We start from the raw sequence: 23,390 nt of genomic DNA, 5'->3' as shown, positions 1-23,390 counted from the left end.
CGGGGAATCCTGATCGTTCCGCCACGATTGTCGCCCTAAAATCTTCAATAATGCCCGCCCGTATTCTATCTTGCGCCCCATGCTTACCATCACCCTCGCTTACGTTACCGATAACCAGACAACTGCTCACCGAATTGCGGCGGATCTGGCTAGTCATGTCAGTTTCGTCCATGTAAGTGTCGGCAAGTCCAACGAAGGCCCGGTCCTGGCCGATTTGTTGAAAGATACCGAGGGGCCGGTGGTGGTCCTTATCTCCAGTGATTTCCTGACCAACTCGAACTGCATGTTGAGGGGACAGGAGATTTTTGGCTCCGACCGTGAAGTTTTGCCCGTCTTCATCCGTTCTCATGCCTACGATGAACTGCAGGACGAAGTTATTTCCACCCAGACGAGCCTGGCCAGTCAGCAGGAACTGATGTACTACGTTAATTACTGGGAAGACCGCTATATCAAACTCCGTAAGCCGGACGACGACCTCGGAGGAGGCGAAGCTTTCGTAAAGTACAAACGCAAAATCAGGGAAACCAGCGTTCAGATGGAAGAACTGCTGCGCCAGATCAAAGATGGCTGGGCCCTTACCGAAGCTCAGTTTGCAGCCGATCATTACCACCAGCTCTTCATCTTCGCGGAACGACCAAAGTTGTGGGAAGAATTGAAAGACTTTGAAAACGCAGCTCCGATGGACCTCTCGGGTATTCCCGGGCTGGAAATGCTGGGCATGGCCGGGCAGGATGATGAGGCGCAACCGCAGGTGCAAAGTGAGGATGACGAAGCGGACATCCCCGAACCTACAGATCAGCCCCAAACCAACTACCCCATGACCTCCGACAACTTAGATGCTGAAGCACCGGAAATAACCTCCGGCATTACCGGCGAGCCCGCAAAGCAGGAAGGAACGGATGCTTCCGCTCAGGAGATGTCGCCTGCCGAGCAGGCCAACATCTGGATAGAGCGCGCCTGGAGTATGCACGACGAAGGTGACGCCACCTCAGCGCTCGAACTGCTCAATGCAGGGCGTGACGCCCTGCCCGATCATCACAAGCTGCATTACCACTACGCTCTCCTGTTGGCCACTTCCACCGAAGACGCAGCGGCTGCCCGCCGCGAAACTGAAGCGTTGCTGGCCAAACACCCTGATCATCCGGATGCGCTTTACCTCAACGGAGAGCTTTACCTCAGTGCGGGAGACTACCAGAGCGCCCGCGAAAACTGGGAGCAACTCTCAGACATCGAGCCCTTTTACCCCGACCTGAACTACCGCCTGGGTATTCTGCTGGCGGATCACTTCGCCGAAGACTTCCTCGAAGCCGCAGCCTACCTGCGTCGCGCCACAAAAGACAAAGAGCCCAACCCCGATGCATTCTATCGCTACGCGCTCCTGCTCGCCGGCCCGGTGGGCCGGCAGGGGAAAGCCATCAAGGTGCTGCGCAAGGGCCTGGCGATCGACCCTTCTCACGCCTACGCGCAGTACGAGCTCGCAGTTTTGTTGCACCAGCGCGGAGAGTACGAGGGGGCGAGAATTGCTTTTAAAACCGCTACGGCCATCAATTCGGCATTCAACACGGCTGCTAACCGCAAAGCATTTGCGGCTATTTCGCTGGTTACTGCTGCAACCCCGGCTGAAGAAGATGCGCTCGCGGCCCTGAAACAAAACATCGCTTCCCTGGAAGCAATGATCGCCGAACGGGACCGGGTTCCTGAACCCACCCCTGCACCTGCGCCCGCGCCACCTAAAGGAGCCGGCAAAACCGTTCTAATCACGGGCGCAACCAGTGGTATCGGCAGGGCCACCGCAAGGTGCCTGGCTGTCGAGGGCTTTCGTCTGATCCTGATCGGCCGCCGCAACGAGCGGCTCGAAGAACTAGGGGAAGAACTCCTCAACGCACACCAAACGGAAACGCTACTGATTCCGCTTGACGTTACCGACCGGGAAGCTGTGAGCAGCCTGCCGGCCCGCCTTGCCGGAGCGTGGCAAAACATCGATGTGCTCGTCAATAACGCCGGCAAGGCCAAGGGCGTAGACCCGATTCATGAGGGGCAACTTGATCATTGGGACGAGATGATCGACGTAAACCTGAAGGGATTACTGTACCTCACCCGGGCCATCAGCCCGGTAATGGTGGAACGCCGCTCCGGAATGATCATCAATGTGTGCAGTACGGCGGGCAAGGAAGTCTATCCCAACGGAAACGTTTATTGCGCCACCAAACACGCCGTCGATGCCCTCACCCGGGCGATGCGTATCGATCTGGTTAAACACGGCATCAGGGTAGGTCAGATTTGTCCTGCGATGGTGGAAGAAACTGAGTTCTCCGTAGTGCGCTACGACGGCGATGCGGAACGGGCCAAAATCTATGAGGATTTTCAACCTCTCCGTTCCCCTGATGTAGCCCGGGCTATCGAATTTATGATCACCCAGCCAGCTCACGTCAACATCCTTGATATGGTCATTCAGGGAACGCAGCAGGCCAGTTCTACTCTTGTCGACCGCTCGGGCCGGAACCGATTTGCCGAAGAGGAATAATTTCGCAAATACCCCCCCCCCCGCTAAGCCGGCAGGGAATTTTCTATACTACAAGGACAGCTGATGCAACCACTCTTTATTGTAATTGAAGGCCTCGATGGCTCAGGTAAGACAACCCAGATCGAGATGCTGAAAGACCGGTTGCAGAGTGGGGGAGCTGCCTGCTACCTTACTGCCGAACCAACTGAATTGCCGACCGGGAAATTTCTCCGTTCTATCCTTCAAAAAAAGGTAGCAGCCGACCCCAAAACCGTCGCTGCGCTTTTTGCCGCTGACCGCATCGAACACCTTTACCATCCGGAGGAAGGGCTTTTGCGGAAACTCGAAGAAGGTTATCAGGTGATCGCCAGCCGCTATTATTTCAGTTCGCTCGCCTACCAGAGTGAGTTTGCCGATCCGGGATGGATCGCCTCTCTCAATATGCTTGCGAAGCGGACACTGCCCGCAGATATCACCATATTTCTCGACCTGGACCCGGAAATAAGCATGCAGCGGATTGCCGCCAGAGGCGAAGAGCATGAACTCTTTGAGACCAGGGAAAAGCTAACCCATGTCCGGGAGTCTTTTCACCTTGCCTTTGAGCATTTTGGAGAAGGAGAGAACATTCACATCATCGATGCCAGCGGCGATCCGATCGATATTTCGGATGCGATCTGGGCGGTGGTGGAACAAAAACTACAGTAGACAAACAATTGCACCCCGGTGCACAAAGCCTGGGGAAAGGTTACGAGGCTCGTGCTTATCTGTTACATTGTAACAGGGATAAAGAAAAGCACCGGATAATGAGGTAGTCATTGCTCCGGTGCTCCAAAAGTGTTGTTTAAAAATAAATATAGGGAAAACTATCTGGCCGCCAGTAATTCCTGGAGTTCAGGGTGCTTGGACTGTGTGGCGTTGGCTTTTTCAAGAAATGATGCGGCTTCGGAATCCATACCTTTTTTCAGGTACAGGCTGGCCATCATTCGGTTCACGTCAATATTCGCGGGGCGCTTTTCGTACTCTTTTTTAGTATAGTCGAGCGCTTTGTCGTAATCTCCAAAGTGATCACGGTAAAAGAAAGCGTATTCGAGATCCATGTTATGGCCGGAGTCTACATCATCCTGTAGCATCTCGAAGATCTCTTCTTCCTTGGTTTTCATTTCTTCCTCCCGTCCGGTGGCTTTGTACAGTTCAGCGAGCTGGATATAGTAACCAACCTCAGGGATGATGCCAGCTGCTTCGTCGAGCAGCTTTTCGGCCTCGTCGTAGTTCTTATTGTCCATTTCCAGCTCTGCAAGTGCAGCGATGGCGAATGGGTACTTTGGGCGTTCTACCAGAATAGACTGGTATTGTTTTTTAGCCTTTTCCGGCTCTCCGTAGCGGTGGTAAAGTTCGCCAAGGGTCAGTCGGGCCCATGCGGTAGATTCGTAACCTGGCGCACCAGCATTTACGGCCATCTGCATGGCTTTGATCGCTCCGGGAATATCACCATGGATTTCACGGAGGTAAGAAACCCGGGAGTATGAACGAAGGTCGGGGCGCGTTTTGACCATTTTGTCGGATGCCGCAACGGCATCTTCGTAATTGCCCAGTTCCACGTTTGCGTCAATCAATGCACCGTAAATCTGTGCGTTGTAAGGGTTGAGGGCGATGGCGCGCTTCGCCGTTTCGAGTGCATCTTTAAAGTCATGCTGTGAAAGCTGTACGCTTGCTTTGGTCGATAGGGCCAGAAATTCCTGATCGGGGTTCAGGCCTTTGTTGATTTCCAGGGCTTCATTCACCATTTTCAGGGCGGCGGGGTAGTAGTGCCCGTGTTCTCCGGTCACCCGTGCTTCGTTGGCAAAAATCTGTGCCAGCGTGATCCGGGGCTCGATGGCATATTCGTCTTTCAGGCGCAGATCACTGCTGAGTTGCATGTAACTGCTCTGGGTTTTGTCCCATTCCACGGCATTTTGAAGGGCGACGGGGCGCGGGAGCAAAGCGGGGATCTCTACGTCGTTAACGGCGGATTTGCCATTTGTCGCGTCCTGGCCATCACCGCATGAGGACAGGCTGATGGCAAGCAAAAGGAGGAAGAAGAGGGAGGATAAACTTACTTTTTTCATTTTCTACTCAATTTTAAATGTTAGTGATTTTGGTACTGCTTGTCTCAAAAAATAACAGCGTGGTAAATCAGTCATATCTGAAAGATTTAGCCACGCTGCCTAATTGAGTAGGTTGTCGTTTTTGAAAACAGAGGGGGAGGAGATCGTATCCTGGTACCCCTCTGTAATTGGTAGTGATACCTGAATCATTATGGTGGTGATTCAGATACGGGAAAACTGTACTAGTTGGATTTGATCATTCGGATTGTCTGAAGAATTCGACCCGAACCACTCTTCACCACAGCCAGGTAGGTGCCCTGCGGTACACCGGAAACATTGACGGGGATGAGGTGCTCACCAGCCGGGAAGCTTTCCCGGGCAAGTTGTTTCAGCATCCGACCGTTGATGTCGTACATCTCAATGGAAACAGCGGTTGTTTCACGAACCCGGAGCTTGATCGTAGTCTGAGACTGGAACGGGTTGGGGAAGTTTACGCCCACCACGTTAGGCGCACTTGCTCCCATGCCGGTTTCGAAAAAATCGTTGGAAACGGTAGATATCGCACCGGAACATTCTCCTTTGCCACTTGCCGGAAGGGCCAGGTAAGGGAAGTCGCTGCGGAACGGTTTGTCGTTGGCTTCAACACCGGTGGTGTAACCGAGTACGTTGGTAAGGCCGGGGGTAACCGGGCTGCCACCGTTCTCCAAATCGTAGTCGTCGTAGAACAGGCCGACGGCAGCAAGTACTACCCCCGCAACTGCCTGCAGCTCGATCCGGGTCACGTCGTCTTCAAGACGACGGCCGTTGGGGAAACCGTCCATATTAGGGATCATTTCCAGGTCGGTGGTGGTATTGAACGGTGCTACGGTCAAACCGATGGCCGCCGCTTGTACCAGACCGAGGCTGGAGAAATTAGGATCGTCACGTGGGGTAGGGGGAACGGCCATATTCAAGCGCAACATATCGCCGCCGTTGGGCAGGAAGTTGTGGATGAAAGGTTTACCAGCGGTAAACGGATTGCCAGCAGTTTTGCCGGTAGCCAGTTGGTACGGAGCGAGGTTAGGAGCACCCGTGTGGAAGATCGGCCAAAGGTCTACGGAACGGGGCTTGCCCGGGCCAGGAAGAAGAAGCGACTGGAAGCCAACCGCTGCGTCAAATGCGGAGCCTGCAATGAGGTCTTCAAACGCAGGGTCGGTAAGGGCGAAGAGGCCATCAGCTCCGTTGGAGAAGTCAATGTCGCCAACCGCCGTCGGGCTTGCTGTCTGCACGCGCAGTGGGGCAAATGCCGGTACGGCACCACCAAACTGATCGTCGTCCATATAGAGCGCAAGCTCTGGGTTGTAGAAGTAGCGGTCCAGTAAGGTGTCGGCCAGTTCGTCGTATGGCGTAATAGCATTCCAGTAATCCTTCATCCCAATCGGTATGACAGCTTCGTTGGTGAGCGGCATACCCAAGCGAGATACCTGCACAAAGTCGCCGTCTACGGCAGGCTTGGAACCATCAGTTTGCAGGGTGCGAATGGCCGGGCGACTGGAAGAAGCCCAAACTCCGATTACGTGGGTAGGGTCAAGAATGCTCTCTGCCGGGAAGTTAGCCTCGCCTGGCAGCAGTGCCTGAATTGGAACTTTCAGTACCAGGGCGCTGGTATTGAAGCAAGCCAACCCGTCGATCGGGTCACCATCCTGACGTGGCGCATCGCCGAGGTCGAAGATGCCTCCCAGATCAACGAAGAAAGGATCGTCTACAGGGCCGGCGAACACGGTTTCTCCCGTAGTCGCGGTGGTAATTGCGCTGTTGGAGTATGCTTCGTAGCTGTCCTGATTCAAACCGACTTCACTTTCGATGGAGCGCGGGCCGATGTTCGGAGCAGGGACAACACCATTCTCTACGATTACATCGACGTTGTTGCCGCCGTTGGTAATGCGTTCGAGACGGTAAGTCGTCTTCAGGTTTTCCTTACCCAAACGAATGTTGAAGAAGGTGCTTGGATCTTCGTTCGTTCTGGTAAAGGTGAAGCGGTAAAGAACATCATCTCCCGGGGTGGAGACGTCGTTGTCGATGTGGATCTCGTAACGGATATCTTCTCCGAAGTGGTAATAGTTGGGGCCGCCGTGAGGCAACTGACCGGGAATATAAGTCGCGATCAGGGTTACGGTGCCAGGATCATCGGGGCTACGAAAGGCGTAGACGTCAACGTTGTCGGCAACGGGATCGTCCGCAATGAGGGGGGCTTCCCGGTGGCTGGAGGCGAAGAGCGATACGCTCATCAGCATCCCCAGCAGCGCGAATGCGCATTTGTGGATATAATTGTTTTTCATTTATTCTTTATGATGAGCCCGGGCGGAAGCAAACTTGCGCCCGGGCGGTCAATGTTATGGTTTGGTCGGCAACCTGAGGGCTGGCCTCATGCACTGTGAGGATAATTGTACTTCAGCCCGCAGCGATTAAAAACTGCAGAAACCGGAGTTTAATGACCCAAAACGGTTATTACTAGTTGCCGATATTGGTGTGGTTAACGACGGTTCCACGCCATGGCGCAGCAACGTAGGGGAACGTAGCGGTAAAGGGCTTGTCGTTCTCCTCAACTTCTGTAGTGTAACCAAGTACACCCACGAGGTTGTCGGTAACGGGGCTTCCGCCTCCGGCCAGATCGTAATCGTCGTAGAACAGACCTACTGCCGCGAGCACTACTCCCGAAACTGCCTGCAACTCAATGCGGGTTACATCATCCTCAAGGCGACGGCCGTTGGGGAATCCGTCCATGTTCGGAATCATTTCCAGGTCGGTAGTAGTGTTGAACGGAGCTACGGTGAGGCCAATAGCAGCTGCTTGTACGAGGCCAAGACTGGAGAAGTTCTCATCGTCGCGCGGGGTAACCGGCGTTGCCATGTTCAGGCGAAGCATGTCGCCACCGTTAGGCAGGAAATTGTTGATGAATGGCTTACCGGGTGTGAAGGGGTTGCCCGGGGTCTTGCCCGTGGCAAGTTGGTACGGAGCAAGGTTCGGAGCACCTGTGTGGAAGATCGGCCAAAGATCAACCGAACGCGGTTTACCCGGGCCGGGAAGAAGCAGTGACTGGAAGCCAACGGCAGGGTCGAAAGCAGAGCCGGCGATGAGGTCTGCAAATGCCGGGTCAGTAAGGGCGAAGAGACCATCCGCACCATTTGTGAAGTCAATGTTTCCAACAGCCGTTGGGCTGGCTGTCTGGATGCGCAGAGGGCCGAAAGCAGGTACGGCTCCGCCAAACTGATCGTCATCCATGTACAGCGCTAGCTCAGGGTTGTAGAAGTACTGATCGAGCAGAGTGTCACTGATTTCATCATAAGGTGAAAGGGAATTCCAGTAATCTTTCATGCCTACCGGAATTACGGCTTCGTTAGTCAGCGGCATACCGAGACGGGATACCTGAACCCACTCACCTTCGACGGAAGAACTGCCGGGCACGTTTGCCGTAGCAGCAACGAGGGTCTTTGTTGCCGGGCGGCTGGCAGATGCCCACACACCGATCACGTAATCGCCGTCAAGAATGTTGGCGGGCTGCGCAGCAGCGCCGGTTTTCAGCAGTGTGCTGATCGGAATCTGGAGCGCAATAGTATGACAGTTGAACTGAGCCAAACCATCACGGCTGTTGATGTCGTCTCCCTGGCGAGGGCTGTCGCCCAGGTCAAAGATGCCGCCAAGGTCTACGTAGAAAGGATCGTCTACCGGGCCTGCAAATACGGTTTCACCCGTAGTTGCTGTGCCAATGGCATTCGCCATTAATTCAGCGTAGGTGCTGTCAAGGCCAACCGCGCTCTCGATCGAACGTGGGCCGATGTTGTAAGCCGGTACAACACCGTCTTCAAAGATTGTCGTAAAGGCTCCTCCCGCTATGCTACGCTCAAGCGTGTAGGTAGCACGGATGTTCTGCGCTCCGAGACGAATGTTGAAGAATGTCGTCGGGTCCTGGTTTGTCCGGGTAAAGGTCAGGCGGTAAGTAACGTCATCGCCAGGAGTACTGGCGTCGTTGTCGATGTGAATCTCGTAGCGGATGTCTTCGCCAAAAGTGTAGTAGTTCGGGCCTCCCTGGGGCAATTGCATCGGAATGTAATTGGCCAGAATCGTGATGGTGTTGGGGTCATCAGGGCTGCGGAAGGCGTAAACGTCGGTATTGTCGGCAAGCGGATCGTCGGCAATCAGCGGAGCTTCCCGGTGGGAAGAAGCCATCAGGCTGAAAGAGAGCGATAAGACCACTGCGGACAACACCCATTTGAATTGTATGGGTAATCTCATGAATTTGGATTAAAGCGATTAGTAAATTATTTGAGTAATTCGTACAACCAGAGCTGTAGCTCGTTCAGGTACGTAAAGACCGCAGTGGCCGGTTTTACTAATCGGTGTTTTTTATAAAAAATTATTTTCCAATGATGTATGAATTGTTAAAAGCTCAATTTTAAGGTGGTTAGCACCGAGCGGGGAGCTCCGGGGGTAAAGTGGATTTCCTCTACCGGCACAGCTTCGTCAAACAGTCTTGACTCTGTAGCGAATTGAGCCTCGTTCCATTTTTCGTTGCCGATATTTTCTACCAGAACACCAAACGTGAACCTGCCCAGGGTATAAGCAATGTTTGCGTCGGCGACCAGATAACCCTCCGCCGTAAGGCTGTAGTCTTCGTTTGCGGGGCGGTCGCCGAGGAAGCGGAAACGGAGTCCACTGGTAAGGTTTTGGGCTTTTACGCTTAAACCGCCGGCAAGTGTCAACCGGGGCGCAAGAGGAATGAGGTTCTCTCCTTCTTCATCGTCTATCGAGCGGGCGTGCGAGTAGGTCGCGTCGAGGTCTCCGAATAACCAATCGGTCATCTGGTACCGAAGGCTCATGTCTGCTCCAAAGCGCCTGGTTCTCCCTGAGGGTTCAACAATTCCGGCATCGCCGACATAGACAAACTCCTGCTCGAGGAAAAGGTACCAAAGCGCGGTGTTCATGATCAGGCGGGGCAGCAGCTTGGTTTCCAGACCGAGGTCCACTCCGTATGCAGGAGGCGTCATGCCGCTTATCTGGCTGGTGTTGGCCAGGCGGCTATCGTTGGAGTGGAAGCCCGTACCGGCGTTGAGAAACAAACGACTGTCCGGGGACAACCTGTAAGTGGTTTTGAGTTTGGGAGAAACGCGCGTTTTGTTGACCGAAGCGTTGGTGTATTCTGTCGCCAGCAAGTCGCGGTATCCAAACCGGAAGTGGTCGAGCCGAACCCCGGGCTGTAAGCTGAGCCTTCCGAATTCAAAGCGTGCATCTGCGAATAGGTTGAAGTTGTCTTCGCTTACGTCGCCCCGTTGGATGTAGTTCTGTACGGTTGTGCGGTTAATGGTGTTGGCCAGCGAACTGTCGTCGGTACGGTCACTTCTCAGCCCCGCGCCGATTCTGGTTTCAACGGTCGTTCCCCCAAGGTTGGTGTTATGGTGGAGGACGGATTGTGCGTAAATTATATCACGGCTCTCCTGCTGTCGAATCTGATCGCCGAACTCCGGATCATCCAGAAAGAAGGTGAAGTTGCTGAACAGCTCGAAATCATACCGGGTGTACGAGAAAGTATTTTTGATGAACGTTGCGCCGTCAATTTCGCGGGTGTATCCCACAATCAGGTTACTACGGCTGGTTTCGCCTCCTTCGGTATCATCGATAGCACCGAACCGACCGATCAGTCCAGAGGCAACGGCACGTTCTGGTATCTGGCCGCTGGCGTCCCAGTTGCTGGAAAAGTGGCTCAGGGAAACACTCAGTTTATCTGCATCCCGCAGCAAACCGGTGTATTTGGCAAAAAGGTTGCCACGGCTGAAATTCTGAGGAGACTCAAACGGGCCGTCGGCCACTTTGTATTCTCCGAGCACATAAGCATTGTGATTCTTGCCGGACAGGATATCGAGCTGCGCTACGGTCCTCAGGTTGCCGAAGCTTCCGGCTTCCAACTTCACGAAACTGCCACCGGAACGATCTTTTGTCTGAAAGTCTACGTGGCCTGCGGTAGCAAAATTGCCCTGATTCGCATCGTAAAGCCCTTTTTCGAAGTCCACGGCTCCAATAGCTTCGGGGATAAGAAAGTGAAGGTCTGCGTAACCCTGACCATGAGCGTGGGATACCATATTTACCGGCATCCCGTCCACCGAAATCGCGATGTCCGTACCGTGATCGATATCGAAGCCACGCAGAAAAATCTGCTCTGCTTTTCCTCCTCCGGCGTGCTGACCGATGAATAAGCCGGGAACGCTTCTCAAAATTTCCTGACTGGAATTAACAGGCCTCACGGCCAGATCGATGCCGGATATTATACGCTGCGGGCGGTCAGAGCTGCCGACCACAATTTCCCGTAAGTCAAGGCTCCCGGACTGCAGGACGATAGCCAGATCGTTTGCGTTTTCGGGAACGATAAGGTCGCGTCCCGTATGGCCGATAAAACTGATGTGCAGCGTATCTCCCGTACTCACCCCGGGGAGGTCAAAACGACCAGCATTGTCGGTATGGGTATGTGCGTCACCTGCGTGCCAGAAAACGTAGGCTCCGGGCAGGCTGTTGCCTGCTTCGTCGGTTACAACACCGTTAACGGATTGACCGAAGAGCGGCAAACAGGCGAAAAAAGAAAGGGAGAGGATAATGTATTGGTGCATCAAATGAGGTAATTGTGTGGGTGTGTCAACATCAGCTCTCCACAAGGAGCAGCCGCGTTGCAAATTTGTTGCATTTACTTACGAGATAAAAAGCGGATTGGTTGCAGATGAGAAAAATTAACTTAAACTAAACATGGAGTATACCCCGCTAACCTGTTTTATCCCCCCTCCCAATAAGAGGATTTTTTGGCGCAATCGCAGGTACAGGCTTGGTTGAACGGCACGGTTTTTACACTTGATCAGTACCCTGTTCAGAAGGGCGCAAACCAGATTGTCGAGATTGCTCCTCCCCAGCGCAGCGGTGTGGGGAGGCCGGGAGGGGCAGGGCTGACGCATAGGATTCGATTTTAAGCTTTTAGCTCGAGATCATAGTCACCGCCTAAGAGCTTGCAACCCAAAACGCGTAGCGTTTTCACTAGCCCATCCCCCGTGGGACCGCCGAAGGCAGCAGCGAAGCTCACGGGTTGGGGTGGGGGTTGAGCGATAATCTGATCAGTACCCTGTTCGAGAAACCTTGTTTGCATCCTGCGCCCGCGCCGCTCCGATCAATGAAAAGATTATCAGGACTGTAGCCTTAAAATTTATTTAAATGATTGAAAATTCATGGTTTGTGCTTGTGTGTAAAGACCGAAAACCACTAACTTCCTGATCCTAAACCACTCTTGCTGCTTCAGGCTTGAGTTTTTTCAGAAACCTAAACCCCAGTTTTATGTCGTTTTTTACCCGGACCATCCTGTTCTCACTACTCTGCATCTCATCCTTTTCCTGTATTGAGGAATCTGAAGATTTCATCATCCGAACGCCCGGCGACGCCGGGCAAATCACAGAACCCGACGAACCGTCCGCTTCCACCAACTTCAAATTCGGCTACATAGAAGTAGACTTATTTTATGCCTATGTCCGCACAACTGCTATGCCCGACGGGCAAACTTTCCAGCATCACCTCGTACTAACCGAAAGCGATGTTCTGGATAACGACAATCTCCGCAACGAGGTCCCCGAGCCTACCGCAGCAATTCTGTTGCAATCAGATAACCCTGTACCGGTAGGGGAGTTCCGGGTCAGCGATGGCTCTTTGCTTGATGCCGGTACCGAAACCAGTTACATCGTATCCGCCGGAAGTTATTTGCTGCGCGACCTGAGGTTCGATAGCGGCAGTACCGTCACAATTTCCGCTCAGGATGGGGAATACCTCGTTGAGGTAGATATTCTGCATAATGCGAATCCACGGCATACTTTTCGCGGAACCTTCACGGGACCTCTGGTACCGGTTAACCCCGTCAGCCCCGAAGCAGAGGAGGTCAGCCCGGAAGATTTTTCCGGAGAGAATTATATGCTGCGTGACGAAGAATCTTTTGCTTTAACAAACGCATACCTGGTTCCATACAGCAATTATTACCGCCTCTATTTGACGGAAGAACCTGTTCACAATGCCGAAGATCTTTTGGGAGAGAGTGACGTAATGCTGTTGGCCCTTGCCAATAGTAGCGGAGGAGATTTAGAATCCGGCCGACATAAGATCAGCAACACGTTTGAAACCTTTAACGGTTATTTCAGAGAGATAAACACAGGGCAGGTAACTGGCTCTTACTTTTGCCGCCAGATGGACTTCAGGACGGGAACAGCTCTCGACGACGAACCAATGGATACCGGAGAAACTCTTGTGTACATCGAAGGAGACGAGTTCAGTATCCGCTTCGATTTTGAGTCCTTCCGTGGGGCAAACCTGCGCGGAGAGTACCACGGCGAGGTGATGAAGTTAGGCTTCTAAATCCGGGCGTTCATTTCTTGTGTAATTCGGAGCGCCCTGAAGAGCCGTGCTTTGCCGTAAATTTCCTGATATGGCCGGTCGGCCAGTACTTTCCGGTAACGTTCTAACAGGTCTTCGCGTTCCTGTTGGTCCCGGGCTTCCCGCAGCGGATCTGGTTCCCAGGGCAGATCAGGGCGACAGAGCAGAATCAGGTCATAATGCCGGTTGAGGGATGCTTCCAGCACGTCATGAGGACAAAGGCCATACTTCACCTCGGCCCAGATGCGGATCACTTCCGGCCCGGTGTCACAAACCACAAAAGAAGCCGAAGACGCACGTGCTGCGTCTTCGGCTTTCTTCTGTCTGTCCCATATTGCGGGCAGATCGGTTTCGGAATACTTACCGTCGCGTTCTTCCAGATAGTCCCGGGCGGCTTCGGCTACATAGGTTCCGTCGAGTGCCCAGGCAAGGTCCCTGGCAAGGGTGGTTTTGCCTGAAGATTCAGGACCGGTAACTAAAATGGTCATTCGAGCTCGTAAAGTGGCTTTGAGGTACTATCGCTTAAGTTCGATCTTCTCTTTCACCTTTTTTGCTTTGATAGCATCGGTAGCGGTCTTCATCTCTTCGCCCATCTGCTGGCTGGCGATGAAACTGGCCGTCATCTGGCTCAGCATGTCGGAGCCGGCGTTCGGAGAGTTGGGCAGCATGATGAGGTTAGAGTTCACGTTCTCGCCCATGCTCTGCAACGTATCGTAGTGCTGGGTAACGACGATCAGTGCTGAGGCTTCCTGGCTGTTGATGCCTACGGAGTTAAGAATGTCTACCGATTCCTCAAGACCTTTTGCGATCTCACGACGCTGATCGGCGATACCCTGACCCTGAAGGCGCTTGGATTCGGCTTCGGCCTTGGCCTTGGCAACGATGCGGATGCGATCGGCTTCTGCTTCGTACTCAGCGGCGAGTTTCTCGCGTTCTGCAGCGTTGATCCGGTTCATTGCTGATTTAACGGTCGCGTCCGGGTCGATATCGGTTACGAGAGCTCTTACAATATTGTAGCCATAACTCTCCATGGCGTCTTGCAATTCGGATTTGATCGCGTTGGCGATGTCGTCTTTACGCTCGAAAACATCGTCGAGTTTCATTTTCGGCACTTCTGCCCGTACAACATCAAAGATGTAAGAGTTGATTTGCTCGTCTGGGTTGGCTAGTTTGTAAAAGGCATCGAACACACTGTCTTCACCAACTACATACTGAACGCCTACTTTGAGTTTTACAAATACATTGTCCTTCGTTTTTGTCTCTACGTTTACGTCGAGCTGGCGAACTTTGAGGCTCATTTTTCCCGCGACTTTGTCTACAAACGGAATTTTAAAATGAAGGCCGGGCCCTTTGATACTTTGAAACTTACCAAGTCGCTCGAGCACAGCCATTGACTGTTGCTTGACGGTGAAAAATGCACCGTTAAAGATAAGGAAGGCAAAGAAGGCAAGAAAGCCAAGTACTGCAATGGGTAAATCCATGGGTCTTTATTGTTTTAATGATGTGGCAATATAAGGTTTCCTGAGGCCATGTGGTTTAAACATATTTCTGCTTATCCGATAAAGGTCCGCATTGTATCGACCGACGGCGCTCAACGCAGGTGCAGAAAAGGTTGGAAGAGCCATTTTTGCCTCTTATAAAAGCTCTGCTTCTCATCCTTTTACCCGGCACCTGCGGCCCCGCCCGGAAAAAAAAATTAAAATACCTGTTACCTTTTTTCAAACCTGCCGTCATAACAGCGTCTCCCGGAGGAAGAAAGCTTATTTAGCAAACTATCTGCCGGGAAGTACACAAAGAATTAGGTTTTTCATGATATGAATATGGGTTTTAGGTGTTTTACAGGAAAGCCTGGGCGTTGAGCCCGGGCTTCCTTTTTTTTACCCCATACAGGAACATTTCACCCTTATGCGGTGGGGGAGGAGAAAACCAACGTGAGCGTGTTTAGCTAAAAGTTGCTTCGGTGATTATCTTTGGCGGCCGGAACTAACCTGTGGCGTTTGCCTCTCAAAACATCAAATTGACTCCCGAAACTTACCAGCTAGCCGACTTAACTAACTTCATCCGCAGGGTATTTGCTCTGAATATGCCCGAGCCGGTGTGGGTGGCCGCAGAGCTGGCGCAGGTAAATGAGTCGCGTGGCCATCAGTGGTTGAGTTTGGTACAAAAAGACCCGGATACCGATCAGATCGTCGCCCAGATGGAAGGCGTGGTGTGGGCCACGAAAGTCCGGGACCTCCGCCTCAACTACGGCAAGCCGCTCGTCGATGGGCTCTTCCAGCAAGGAATGTCGGTCAGGATACGCGTAAACGCCACTTTCCACGAGCGGTTCGGGCTGCGCCTCTCCGTTGAGGATGTCGACCCGGCCTTCACCATCGGCGAACTTGAGCGCCGCCGGCAACTGACCCTTGAGCGCCTTTCGGCCGAAGACCTGCTGGAGCGTAACGGACGTTTACCTCTGGCGCTGGCTCCGCAGCGCCTGGCGATCATCTCTTCGGATACGGCCGCGGGCCTCGCCGACTTCCGCCAGCAGCTGGAAGCCAACCCGTACGGCTATCAGTTCAAACTAAAAGTATTCACCGCCGCGATGCAGGGCGTTCAGGCCAGCCCCGAAATTATCCGTCGCCTCCGGGAAATTGGAAGAAACTGGTCTGATCGCTTTGATGCCGTAGTGATTGTCCGTGGTGGCGGCGGACGTACCGATCTCGCCGCTTTCGACGAAGAACAACTCTGCCGGGCAGTAGCGGAACACGGCCTGCCCGTAATCGTAGGAATCGGCCACGAAACCGATGAAAGCGTGCTGGACCGCATCGCTCACCGGAGCCTGAAAACACCAACTGCTGCGGCCGTATTCCTGATCGAACGACTGGTAGCGACCGAGGGCAGGGTTCTGCAACTGGGGCGGCGCATTGCGCAGTCGGGCCACCAGATTACTGGTTGGGAGTCGCCCCGGCTCGACCGGCTTGCGCAGGCCAACCACCAGGCCGCCCGGTCTGCGCTGACCGCCGAAACTTTCAGGACAGACCGGTTGGAAGCAGACCTGAAGCGGATTCCCCCGGCCGCTCTTGCCTCGGCCAGCGACCAACTCAATCACCTCGAGCAACTCCTGACCGCTCTCAGACCGGAAACCACGCTTGCCCGTGGGTACGCTCTCGTGAGCCAGGAAGGACGCCTGATTGTCGACCCCGACGACGTCAGGGACGGAGAACTGGAAGTAAGGCTGAAAACTGGACGTATAAAGGTGAGCCCGGTGAAATAACCAAAGCCATTCATCAGCTAAAGATCTAACCTCTACCTTTACAATCAATCCCTTATCCTAAGCGTTTTACCGCCAATGTTGCCCCATAAACTACTACACCTCCTCCTGCTCTGCGGGCTGTCCTCTTTTGCCTGGGGGCAGCGGTGTGGCTACACCGATACCATCGCGATTGGTAACCAGGGATTAACGGAGGTAGCCGTCTCGATCGAAAATTACCTGAACAATGATCTGGCCGACCCCGCGCAGGGGCTTTGCGGCATCACGGTTTACTTCCAGCACAGCTACGTGTACGACTTCACGATGACGGTAACGAGTCCTGCCGGGCAGTCAGTCGAGCTGGTTGGGCCGGTGAATAGTCAGACACGACCACCTACCAACCTGGCACGCTGGTTCATAGACTTCAACACCTGCGCCGAAGGCGCAGACCCGGATGGCAGTGCCCCCGGCCAATGGAACAACAACGATCCTTACAACTGGCCGGCCTTCGGGCTGTCGCAGGGAAGTTACCTCCCGGCAACGGGCTGTTTCGAAGACTTTAACAACGGTCCGGTAAACGGTGACTGGACCTTCAGCTTCAATACCGCCCGGACCGGGCAGGAGGGGAGGATTACCTATATTTTGCTGGAGTTTTGCGACGACCTCAACAGTGAAGGGCCGTGTTGTTTTGCCAATGCCGGAGAACTGGAACCCATCCCTAATCTCGAATTTTGCGAAGAATCGATGAGTATACCGCTGGGCCTTACCCCTCGTTACCGCCAGCCCCGACCCGACGCCGCGTTGTACGGATACACTTTTGCGGTTGCGCGTAACGATTCGGTGTTCATGCTGCAAGACAACGTCAACCTGGGCAACCTCCCGGCTGGGAGCTATGAAATCTGCGGGTTAAGTTACCGACTCGGTGAACTGGACCAGGTTACCCTGGACGGAAGCCTGACTTTTGATGAATTGCGGGCTGATTTTGCAAGCGTGCAACCGGCATTTTGCGGAGACCTTACTCCTGTTTGCCAGGAGGTGAACCTTTACCCGATTCCGGAGCCCACCATGCTGGAAGTGAAACTTTGCCAGGGAGGTGTTTACCGCGTTGGTGATACGGATTATTTTACCACCGGAGTACGTACCATCGAACTTGCCGGTCGGGCCGGTTGCGACAGCGTTGTCGTACTTGACCTTGAGATCGTCGAAACCCTGTTCGAAACCAAAGACACGACTATTTGCGCCGAAGCCGTGTACGTTCAGGGGAGCAACGTTTACAACTCTCCGGGAACTTACATCGACACGATCCCTTCGTTTCTGGGGTGTGACAGCGTGGTTACACTAAACCTGAGCGTTGCTCCGCCCATCGAAAAGGATACCTTGGCTGCCGTTTGCGCAGGCGACGCTTTTATGATCGGAGCGGAGGCTTTTACCACAACGGGCAACTACACCCGCACCATACCCGCAGCCAACGGCTGCGATTCTACGGTGATGCTCGACCTCGTAGTGCTCAACCCTGAAATCGTTTTTCAACCGGTTGGCCCTGGCCTTACCTGTGACAGCCCGACGCTTTTGATGGATGCCTCGCAGAGCACTTTTGAATACCTGAACCGGGGAGTATGGACGGATGTGGAAGGCAACGACCTGAGTTTTCTACGCAGTTTCACCGCAGATACCGCCGGGTTGTACTTCTACGAGTTGTCCAATCAGACCCGCGGGGTGGGGTGTACGGTTAAAGACAGCATCCTGGTGGAAGACTTTCGTTTCGAGGTAGAGGCAGAACTGGCGCTGACGCAGGTGCAATGCGACGGATTGAACGAGCCGTGTAACTTCATCTCCTGCCGGAACCCGACACCGGGCATCCTTGCTACGCCGGATTCGCTGGGGCCGCTGTATGACTACACCTGGGTTAGCCCGGCCGGCGGTAACATCATCGGCGCAGCCGATGGGCCCGGAATCACCGTCGATGCCCCGGGCGTGTACAACCTCACCATCGAGAACGCCTTTTCCGGTTGCCGGCTGGATACCTTCTTCGCAATGGGAATCGACACCCTGACACCAGTAACCTTCTTCGGCGGTAACGAATTGCTCAACTGCGAAACGACCGAAATTACCCTGGTGGGTGATACGCTGCAACCGAACAATAGCTTCCTGGATTACCGTTGGTCGGGCGGATGCTTACCGGGCGAAGCTTCCGGTCCGGTGTTTGTGACCGATTGCCCGGGAACCTATACGCTGACGGTTACGAACCGCCGTAGCGGTTGCAGCAACGATACAATGTTTACCGTGGTTCAGGATATTTCTCCTTCCAACCTCTCCCTTGCACCTGCGACCGCGCCCCTGTCGTGTTATTTCCCGGAACGACTGCTCGATGCTTCTGGCAGCTCCTCCGCTAACGGCCAGGAATTTTACTGGACCTATGAGAATGCCGCGGATACGATCGGAACGGCCAGTACGTACGTGGCCACCCGGGCGGGAAGCTATACCCTTACGGCGGTGGATACCATCAGTCGTTGCGCAGCAACGCGAACGATAATTGCGCCCGCCGATACACTGCGGCCGGTGGCCGCAGCGGGCCCGGACACCCTCGAAATAAACTGCTATAACAACGAATTCCTGCTGGGAGGAGGCTCCTCCAGCATCGGACCGGAAATGCGCTACAGTTGGGTTCGCCTCAGCGAACCGAATGACACCCTGGGCCGCCTGGTCAGCTTTTTCGTAGAAGACCCCGGTGGTTATTTTGAATTCACAGTGACGGACACCGACAACGGATGTGTATCAACCGACCGGACAAGGGTGCTCTCCCGTCTCGATACACCGCGTATCCGGATCGAGCTGCCGCTCGACTTCGACTGCTTCGTCGATTCGGTGGCCCTGGACGCAAGGGCCACTAACCTGAGTTACGATAACCTGCAAAATTGGTCCGGGCCCTGTCTCTCTCCGGCCCGGGACACCAATTTGACGTGGGCTTACTGTCCGGGAACCTACTATTACTCGGTCGTCAACCTGGAAACAGGGTGCCAGACGCGGGATTCGGTCACGATTGAACTCGCCGACAACAGCGTGGTCGCTCTCTTGCCGGACTCTGCCTTTCTGGACTGCGAGACGGGGCTCACCCGCCTCGACCGAAGCGCAGGTACCGATGCTCCGGTCGTGCGCTGGTTTCGGGACGGGGAACCCGTCGGCCTGGTCGGGATGCGACCGACCGTCAGCCTGCCCGGAGAGTACACGCTTGTGCTGGGTAATTTCAACGAAAGTTGCCTCGATACTGCCCGCATTGTTGTCTCCGCCGATTGCCCCGCGCTGGCCATCGTCGTTCCACCCGATAGTATCACTTGTGCAAGATCGTTGGTCGAACTGGATGCCACTGTATCATTCCCGGTGCCCGGGCCGAATGTGATGACGGAATGGATCATCCCCGCAGGAGCAACAACTCAGCCCGGAGCTACCGATCGGGAACTCACGGTATTTACCCCGGGGCAATACGCTTTTGTGGTGAATAATCTCGTCTCTGGTCAAACCGATACCGCATTCGTAGAGGTGACGCGGAACCTGATCAGTCCTGTATCCGAAGCCGGAGACCGCGATACGGTAAGTTGTTATTTCCCGAGTGTAACCCTGGACGGAGCGGGCAGCTCTTCCGGCCCGCTGTTCGACTATGTCTGGACCAATACGGCCGATGATACCCTCAGCCAATCGATTACCGCCGAGGTAACCAGTGGTGGGATTTATCTGCTACGCGTTACCCAGCGTGAAACCGGTTGCTCCAGTGTGAGTAATGTTCGGATAGTCAACGACTTGACAGTTCCTGGTTTAGACTTTACTTCAGCCGTTATCCCCTGCGATACGACGGACTTCAAGCTCGCCGTTATTCCGGACATTCCCGGTGATTACACCTTCGCGTGGATGGGTCCCGCTCTGGTGGCGGATGCAGACTACGATACCGTCAGGATCGGACACCAGGGCGTATACAATGTAGAGGTAACCAATACAGGTAACGGTTGCAGTGTGACTGATTCGGTGGAGGCCACGCGCTTGCCCTGTCCGCCCTTTCCTCGTCTGAGGGATACGAGCCTGAGCTGTGTTCAGGACACCGTGTTTTTAGAAGCCACTTTCCGGGACCCATGCCAGGGGTGTACCTACACCTGGCGCCGCAACGAATCGGTTGTGCCCGGGGAAACAGAAACGCGCCTGCCCGTAACTGAAACCGGAGACTACACCATCGTGGTGATCAATCAGTTTGGCCTGCAGGGCCGGGCGACGGCAACCGTAACGGACAGCCGACAGGTACCAGCCGACAACGCCGGCCCCGACCAGGAACTTAGTTGTAAAATCACCGATGTCCTGCTTTGGGAACCTGCTCCCGAGCCTCCCTTCCCTTTTACCTACCGCTGGATCGGCCCCAACGGGAATACACTGGTGGGAGCTGACCGCGACAGCTTACGGGTCTCGATCGGAGGCTTGTACCAGCTTGAGACCACGAACACCCTCAGCTCGTGCGTGGTGATCGATAGCGTTATGGTACGCTACGATACCATTGTCCCAATCGCTGATGCCGGACCCGAAAGATTGCTGGACTGCGACAATAAGCGCAGGGTGCTGGATGGCATCAACTCCAGCCTCGGCAACCGGTACGTTTACCGCTGGAGCGGTGGCCCTTCCGTTGCGTGCCTGGAGGGGACAAACGTACTCAATCCCATCGTCCGGTGTGGCGGAGATTACCAGCTTATGGTAATGGATACCGTGAATGGATGCCGCTCGGTTGCTGATGTCCGGGTAGAAGTAGACGAAGCGCTACCGGTGGTAATTCCGTATCCCGACACAAGCGTCAATTGCGCCCGGGATACACTGTTGCTTTACGGCGAGGACATCACCCGGCCAAACATCAACTACGGTTGGGAAGAAGTGCTTGCTACCGGCAACGAATCCCTACCCGAAGTAGGGCCAGGAATCCTGGAAGTTACCGGGAGCGGAACATTCCGCTTCTACATTCAGGATACGCTGAACGGCTGTGAAAACGACTTTACGGTTGACGTGACCGCAGACCTCGATGTGCCCACGTTGACCATCAGCGCTGCGGATACTTTTTTCTGCGAACTGGATTCTTTGCTTGTAACCGGAGAAGCAGACCTTGTAAACGGCCGCGAGCCTCAGGTTGAATGGATGTCGAGGACGGGCTTTTTTATCGGCAATGCCGATTCGATGGTAGCAACGATCTTCCAACCGGATACCTACCTGTTTACCGTAACGGATCCCGGAAACTCCTGCTCAGCTACCGACAGTGTTATCATCTTCCGCGACGTGTCAGCACCCATCGTTACCGCTGGTAACGATACGACGCTGACCTGCTCGCGCAGCCAGGTAGAACTCTTTGGCGAGGGAACAACCATCAGCGGGCTGAGCACTTACGAATGGACCACAATGGATGGCCGGATCGTATCCGGCACGTTCAACCAAACGCCCGTGGTGGCCGCTACGGGGCGCTACCTGCTCACCGTTACCGATCCTGTAAGCGGCTGTACCGGCGCCGACATTCTCCTCGTTACTGCAGACACCATCGCTCCCGTGGCTACGGTGTCTGCCCCTCTGGGCACCCGACTCGATTGTAACCGCGAGGAAGTATTACTGGATGGCCGGACAAATCAGGCTGTAAGTACGGTCGATTTCCAGTGGACAGGGCCGGGCGACCTTACACTCGAACCCCAGACGAGACCTGATGATCTGCCCGTAACTGTTTCGGGGCCTTATCAACTGGTCGTGACTCAGCAGCGCAACGGCTGCCGCGATACTTTGGTGGCAGTTGTCAGTGAAGACTTTACCGTTCCGTCGCCCGTTATCGAGCCTCCGCTTGAGTTTACCTGCCTGCGCGACAGTTTCGCGTTGGAATTAAACCCGGCCTCGTTGGCAATCAATTATCGCTACCGATGGTTCAACGCGGCGGATAGTTTATTGGGCAGAGAAACCGAACAGGTCATCTTCGCCGATGGAGAATATACCCTGATTACAGTAGACCTGGGCAACGGTTGCCAGGATACGACCTTTACTCTGGTCGGGTCTGATTTTGCGGAGCCGGTTGTGATCCTGCGGGAGCCGGAGGTGTTGAATTGTGACCGGGTGCAGGCTGCAATTGATGGCCGGGGAAGCAGCAACGGACCGCGGTTCGATCCTGTCTGGACCAGCGAAGCTGGTGACATCATCACAACCAATGATCCTTATCTGGTCAGAGGCCGGGAGCCGGGGTATTACTACCTTAAAGTCACCGATGAAGTGAACGGTTGTGAAACCCTGGACAGCATAGAGTTGCAGCGGGAGGCGGTTCAGATAGCAGGACTCTCGCTGGAGGTAGACCAGCCCGCCTGCGAACAGGACCGGGACGGAGCGGTTGAAATTACCGGGGTTCAGAACGGAACCGGACCTTTCCGGTACCGGCTGGACAGTGGACTGCTTACGGAACGAACCAATTACGAAGGCTTGCCCGTAGGGAGTTATACGTTAGAAGTTATAGGTGCCGATGGCTGCTCATTTCTGGAAACATTCGAGGTGCTGATGGGCCCTGACCCTGAAGTGAATCTGAGGGAAGACACCACCATCAATCTTGGCGACAGTATCGACCTCAGTTTTATCACTACGTTCCAGAACTGGGACACCTTGCTCTGGACCAGCAGCGGTCCGCTGCCCCCAACTACGAATGATAGTTTCATCCGTGTGAGCCCGTTGGAGTCTCAGACTTACCGGTTGCAGATTCTCGATGAAGAAGGGTGCTCGGCAACGGACTTCGTAGTCATTACGGTCGATGGCCAGGTAGACGTTTACGTACCAACGGCCTTCAGCCCCAATGGAGATACGAGCAACGAACTGTTTCGGCCTTATGCGGGATCGCAGGTGCAGGGTTTGTTGAATTTCAAGGTCTACGACCGGTGGGGAGAGTTGATGTACGACCTCAACACCGACCCCCTGCGGGAGACCGACAACTTTGGTTGGGATGGCCGGCTCGATGGCCGGCTGATGAATCCTCAGGTTTTCATCTGGGAACTGGAACTGGAGCTGGTAGACGGTACGGTAATGCGCAAATTGGGAGACTTCGTGCTGCTGCGCTAGCAGAACATCCATTTTGACCCACAAGGATGATCGGGCAGGAGCGCTCAGCCAG

Annotated in this window: 11 protein-coding genes; 5 read left to right on the top strand and 6 right to left on the bottom strand. The window is 54.3% G+C overall.

Annotation, left to right across the window (positions count from 1 at the left end; translation table 11 throughout):
• The first annotated feature begins 79 nt into the window (after positions 1–79).
• Entirely contained in the window at positions 80–2,524 is a 2,445-nt protein-coding gene (locus tag FUA23_RS14830) for an SDR family NAD(P)-dependent oxidoreductase (RefSeq protein ID WP_147931537.1), read from the top strand.
• Between the two features lie 63 nt (positions 2,525–2,587).
• Entirely contained in the window at positions 2,588–3,208 is a 621-nt protein-coding gene (tmk, locus tag FUA23_RS14825; RefSeq protein WP_147931536.1) for a dTMP kinase, read from the top strand.
• A 158-nt stretch (positions 3,209–3,366) separates the two neighbouring features.
• Here the strand turns inward: tmk and FUA23_RS14820 are convergent, their stop codons facing one another.
• The 4 genes from FUA23_RS14820 to FUA23_RS14805 form a co-directional block, all read right to left on the bottom strand.
• Entirely contained in the window at positions 3,367–4,608 is a 1,242-nt protein-coding gene (locus FUA23_RS14820) for a tetratricopeptide repeat protein (protein ID WP_147931535.1), read from the bottom strand.
• A gap of 221 nt (positions 4,609–4,829) precedes the next feature.
• Positions 4,830–6,905 (bottom strand): T9SS type A sorting domain-containing protein, encoded by a 2,076-nt coding sequence (locus FUA23_RS14815; RefSeq protein WP_222707041.1) that lies wholly within the window; start codon positions 6,903–6,905, stop codon positions 4,830–4,832.
• Positions 6,906–7,077: 172 nt separating this feature from the next.
• Positions 7,078–8,859: a DUF4331 domain-containing protein gene (locus tag FUA23_RS14810; protein ID WP_147931534.1), complete on the bottom strand. Its 1,782-nt coding sequence runs from the start codon at positions 8,857–8,859 to the stop codon at positions 7,078–7,080.
• 146 nt (positions 8,860–9,005) lie between these two features.
• A complete protein-coding gene (locus tag FUA23_RS14805; RefSeq protein ID WP_147931533.1) occupies positions 9,006–11,222 on the bottom strand; it encodes a TonB-dependent receptor in 2,217 nt (738 codons plus the stop codon).
• Between the two features lie 709 nt (positions 11,223–11,931).
• Here FUA23_RS14805 and FUA23_RS14800 point away from each other — a divergent pair.
• Positions 11,932–12,993: a hypothetical protein gene (locus FUA23_RS14800; protein ID WP_147931532.1), complete on the top strand. Its 1,062-nt coding sequence runs from the start codon at positions 11,932–11,934 to the stop codon at positions 12,991–12,993.
• On the opposite strand, the gene FUA23_RS14795 is transcribed toward FUA23_RS14800, so the two are convergent.
• Positions 12,990–13,499: an AAA family ATPase gene (locus FUA23_RS14795; RefSeq protein WP_147931531.1), complete on the bottom strand. Its 510-nt coding sequence runs from the start codon at positions 13,497–13,499 to the stop codon at positions 12,990–12,992. The two genes, FUA23_RS14800 and FUA23_RS14795, sit on opposite strands and share 4 nt — an antisense overlap.
• A gap of 27 nt (positions 13,500–13,526) precedes the next feature.
• Positions 13,527–14,492: an SPFH domain-containing protein gene (locus tag FUA23_RS14790; RefSeq protein ID WP_147931530.1), complete on the bottom strand. Its 966-nt coding sequence runs from the start codon at positions 14,490–14,492 to the stop codon at positions 13,527–13,529.
• A 536-nt stretch (positions 14,493–15,028) separates the two neighbouring features.
• On the opposite strand from FUA23_RS14790, the gene xseA reads away from it, so the two are divergent.
• A complete protein-coding gene (gene xseA, locus FUA23_RS14785; RefSeq protein WP_187271064.1) occupies positions 15,029–16,267 on the top strand; it encodes an exodeoxyribonuclease VII large subunit in 1,239 nt (412 codons plus the stop codon).
• A 75-nt stretch (positions 16,268–16,342) separates the two neighbouring features.
• Positions 16,343–23,338, top strand: a complete 6,996-nt coding sequence (locus tag FUA23_RS14780; protein ID WP_147931528.1) for a gliding motility-associated C-terminal domain-containing protein — start codon at positions 16,343–16,345, stop codon at positions 23,336–23,338.
• The last annotated feature ends 52 nt before the right edge of the window (positions 23,339–23,390 follow it).

Origin of the sequence: Neolewinella aurantiaca, from assembly GCF_008014675.1 — a bacterium.
Lineage (GTDB): Bacteria > Bacteroidota > Bacteroidia > Chitinophagales > Saprospiraceae > Neolewinella > Neolewinella aurantiaca.
This window is presented reverse-complemented; position numbering and strand designations above follow the sequence as displayed.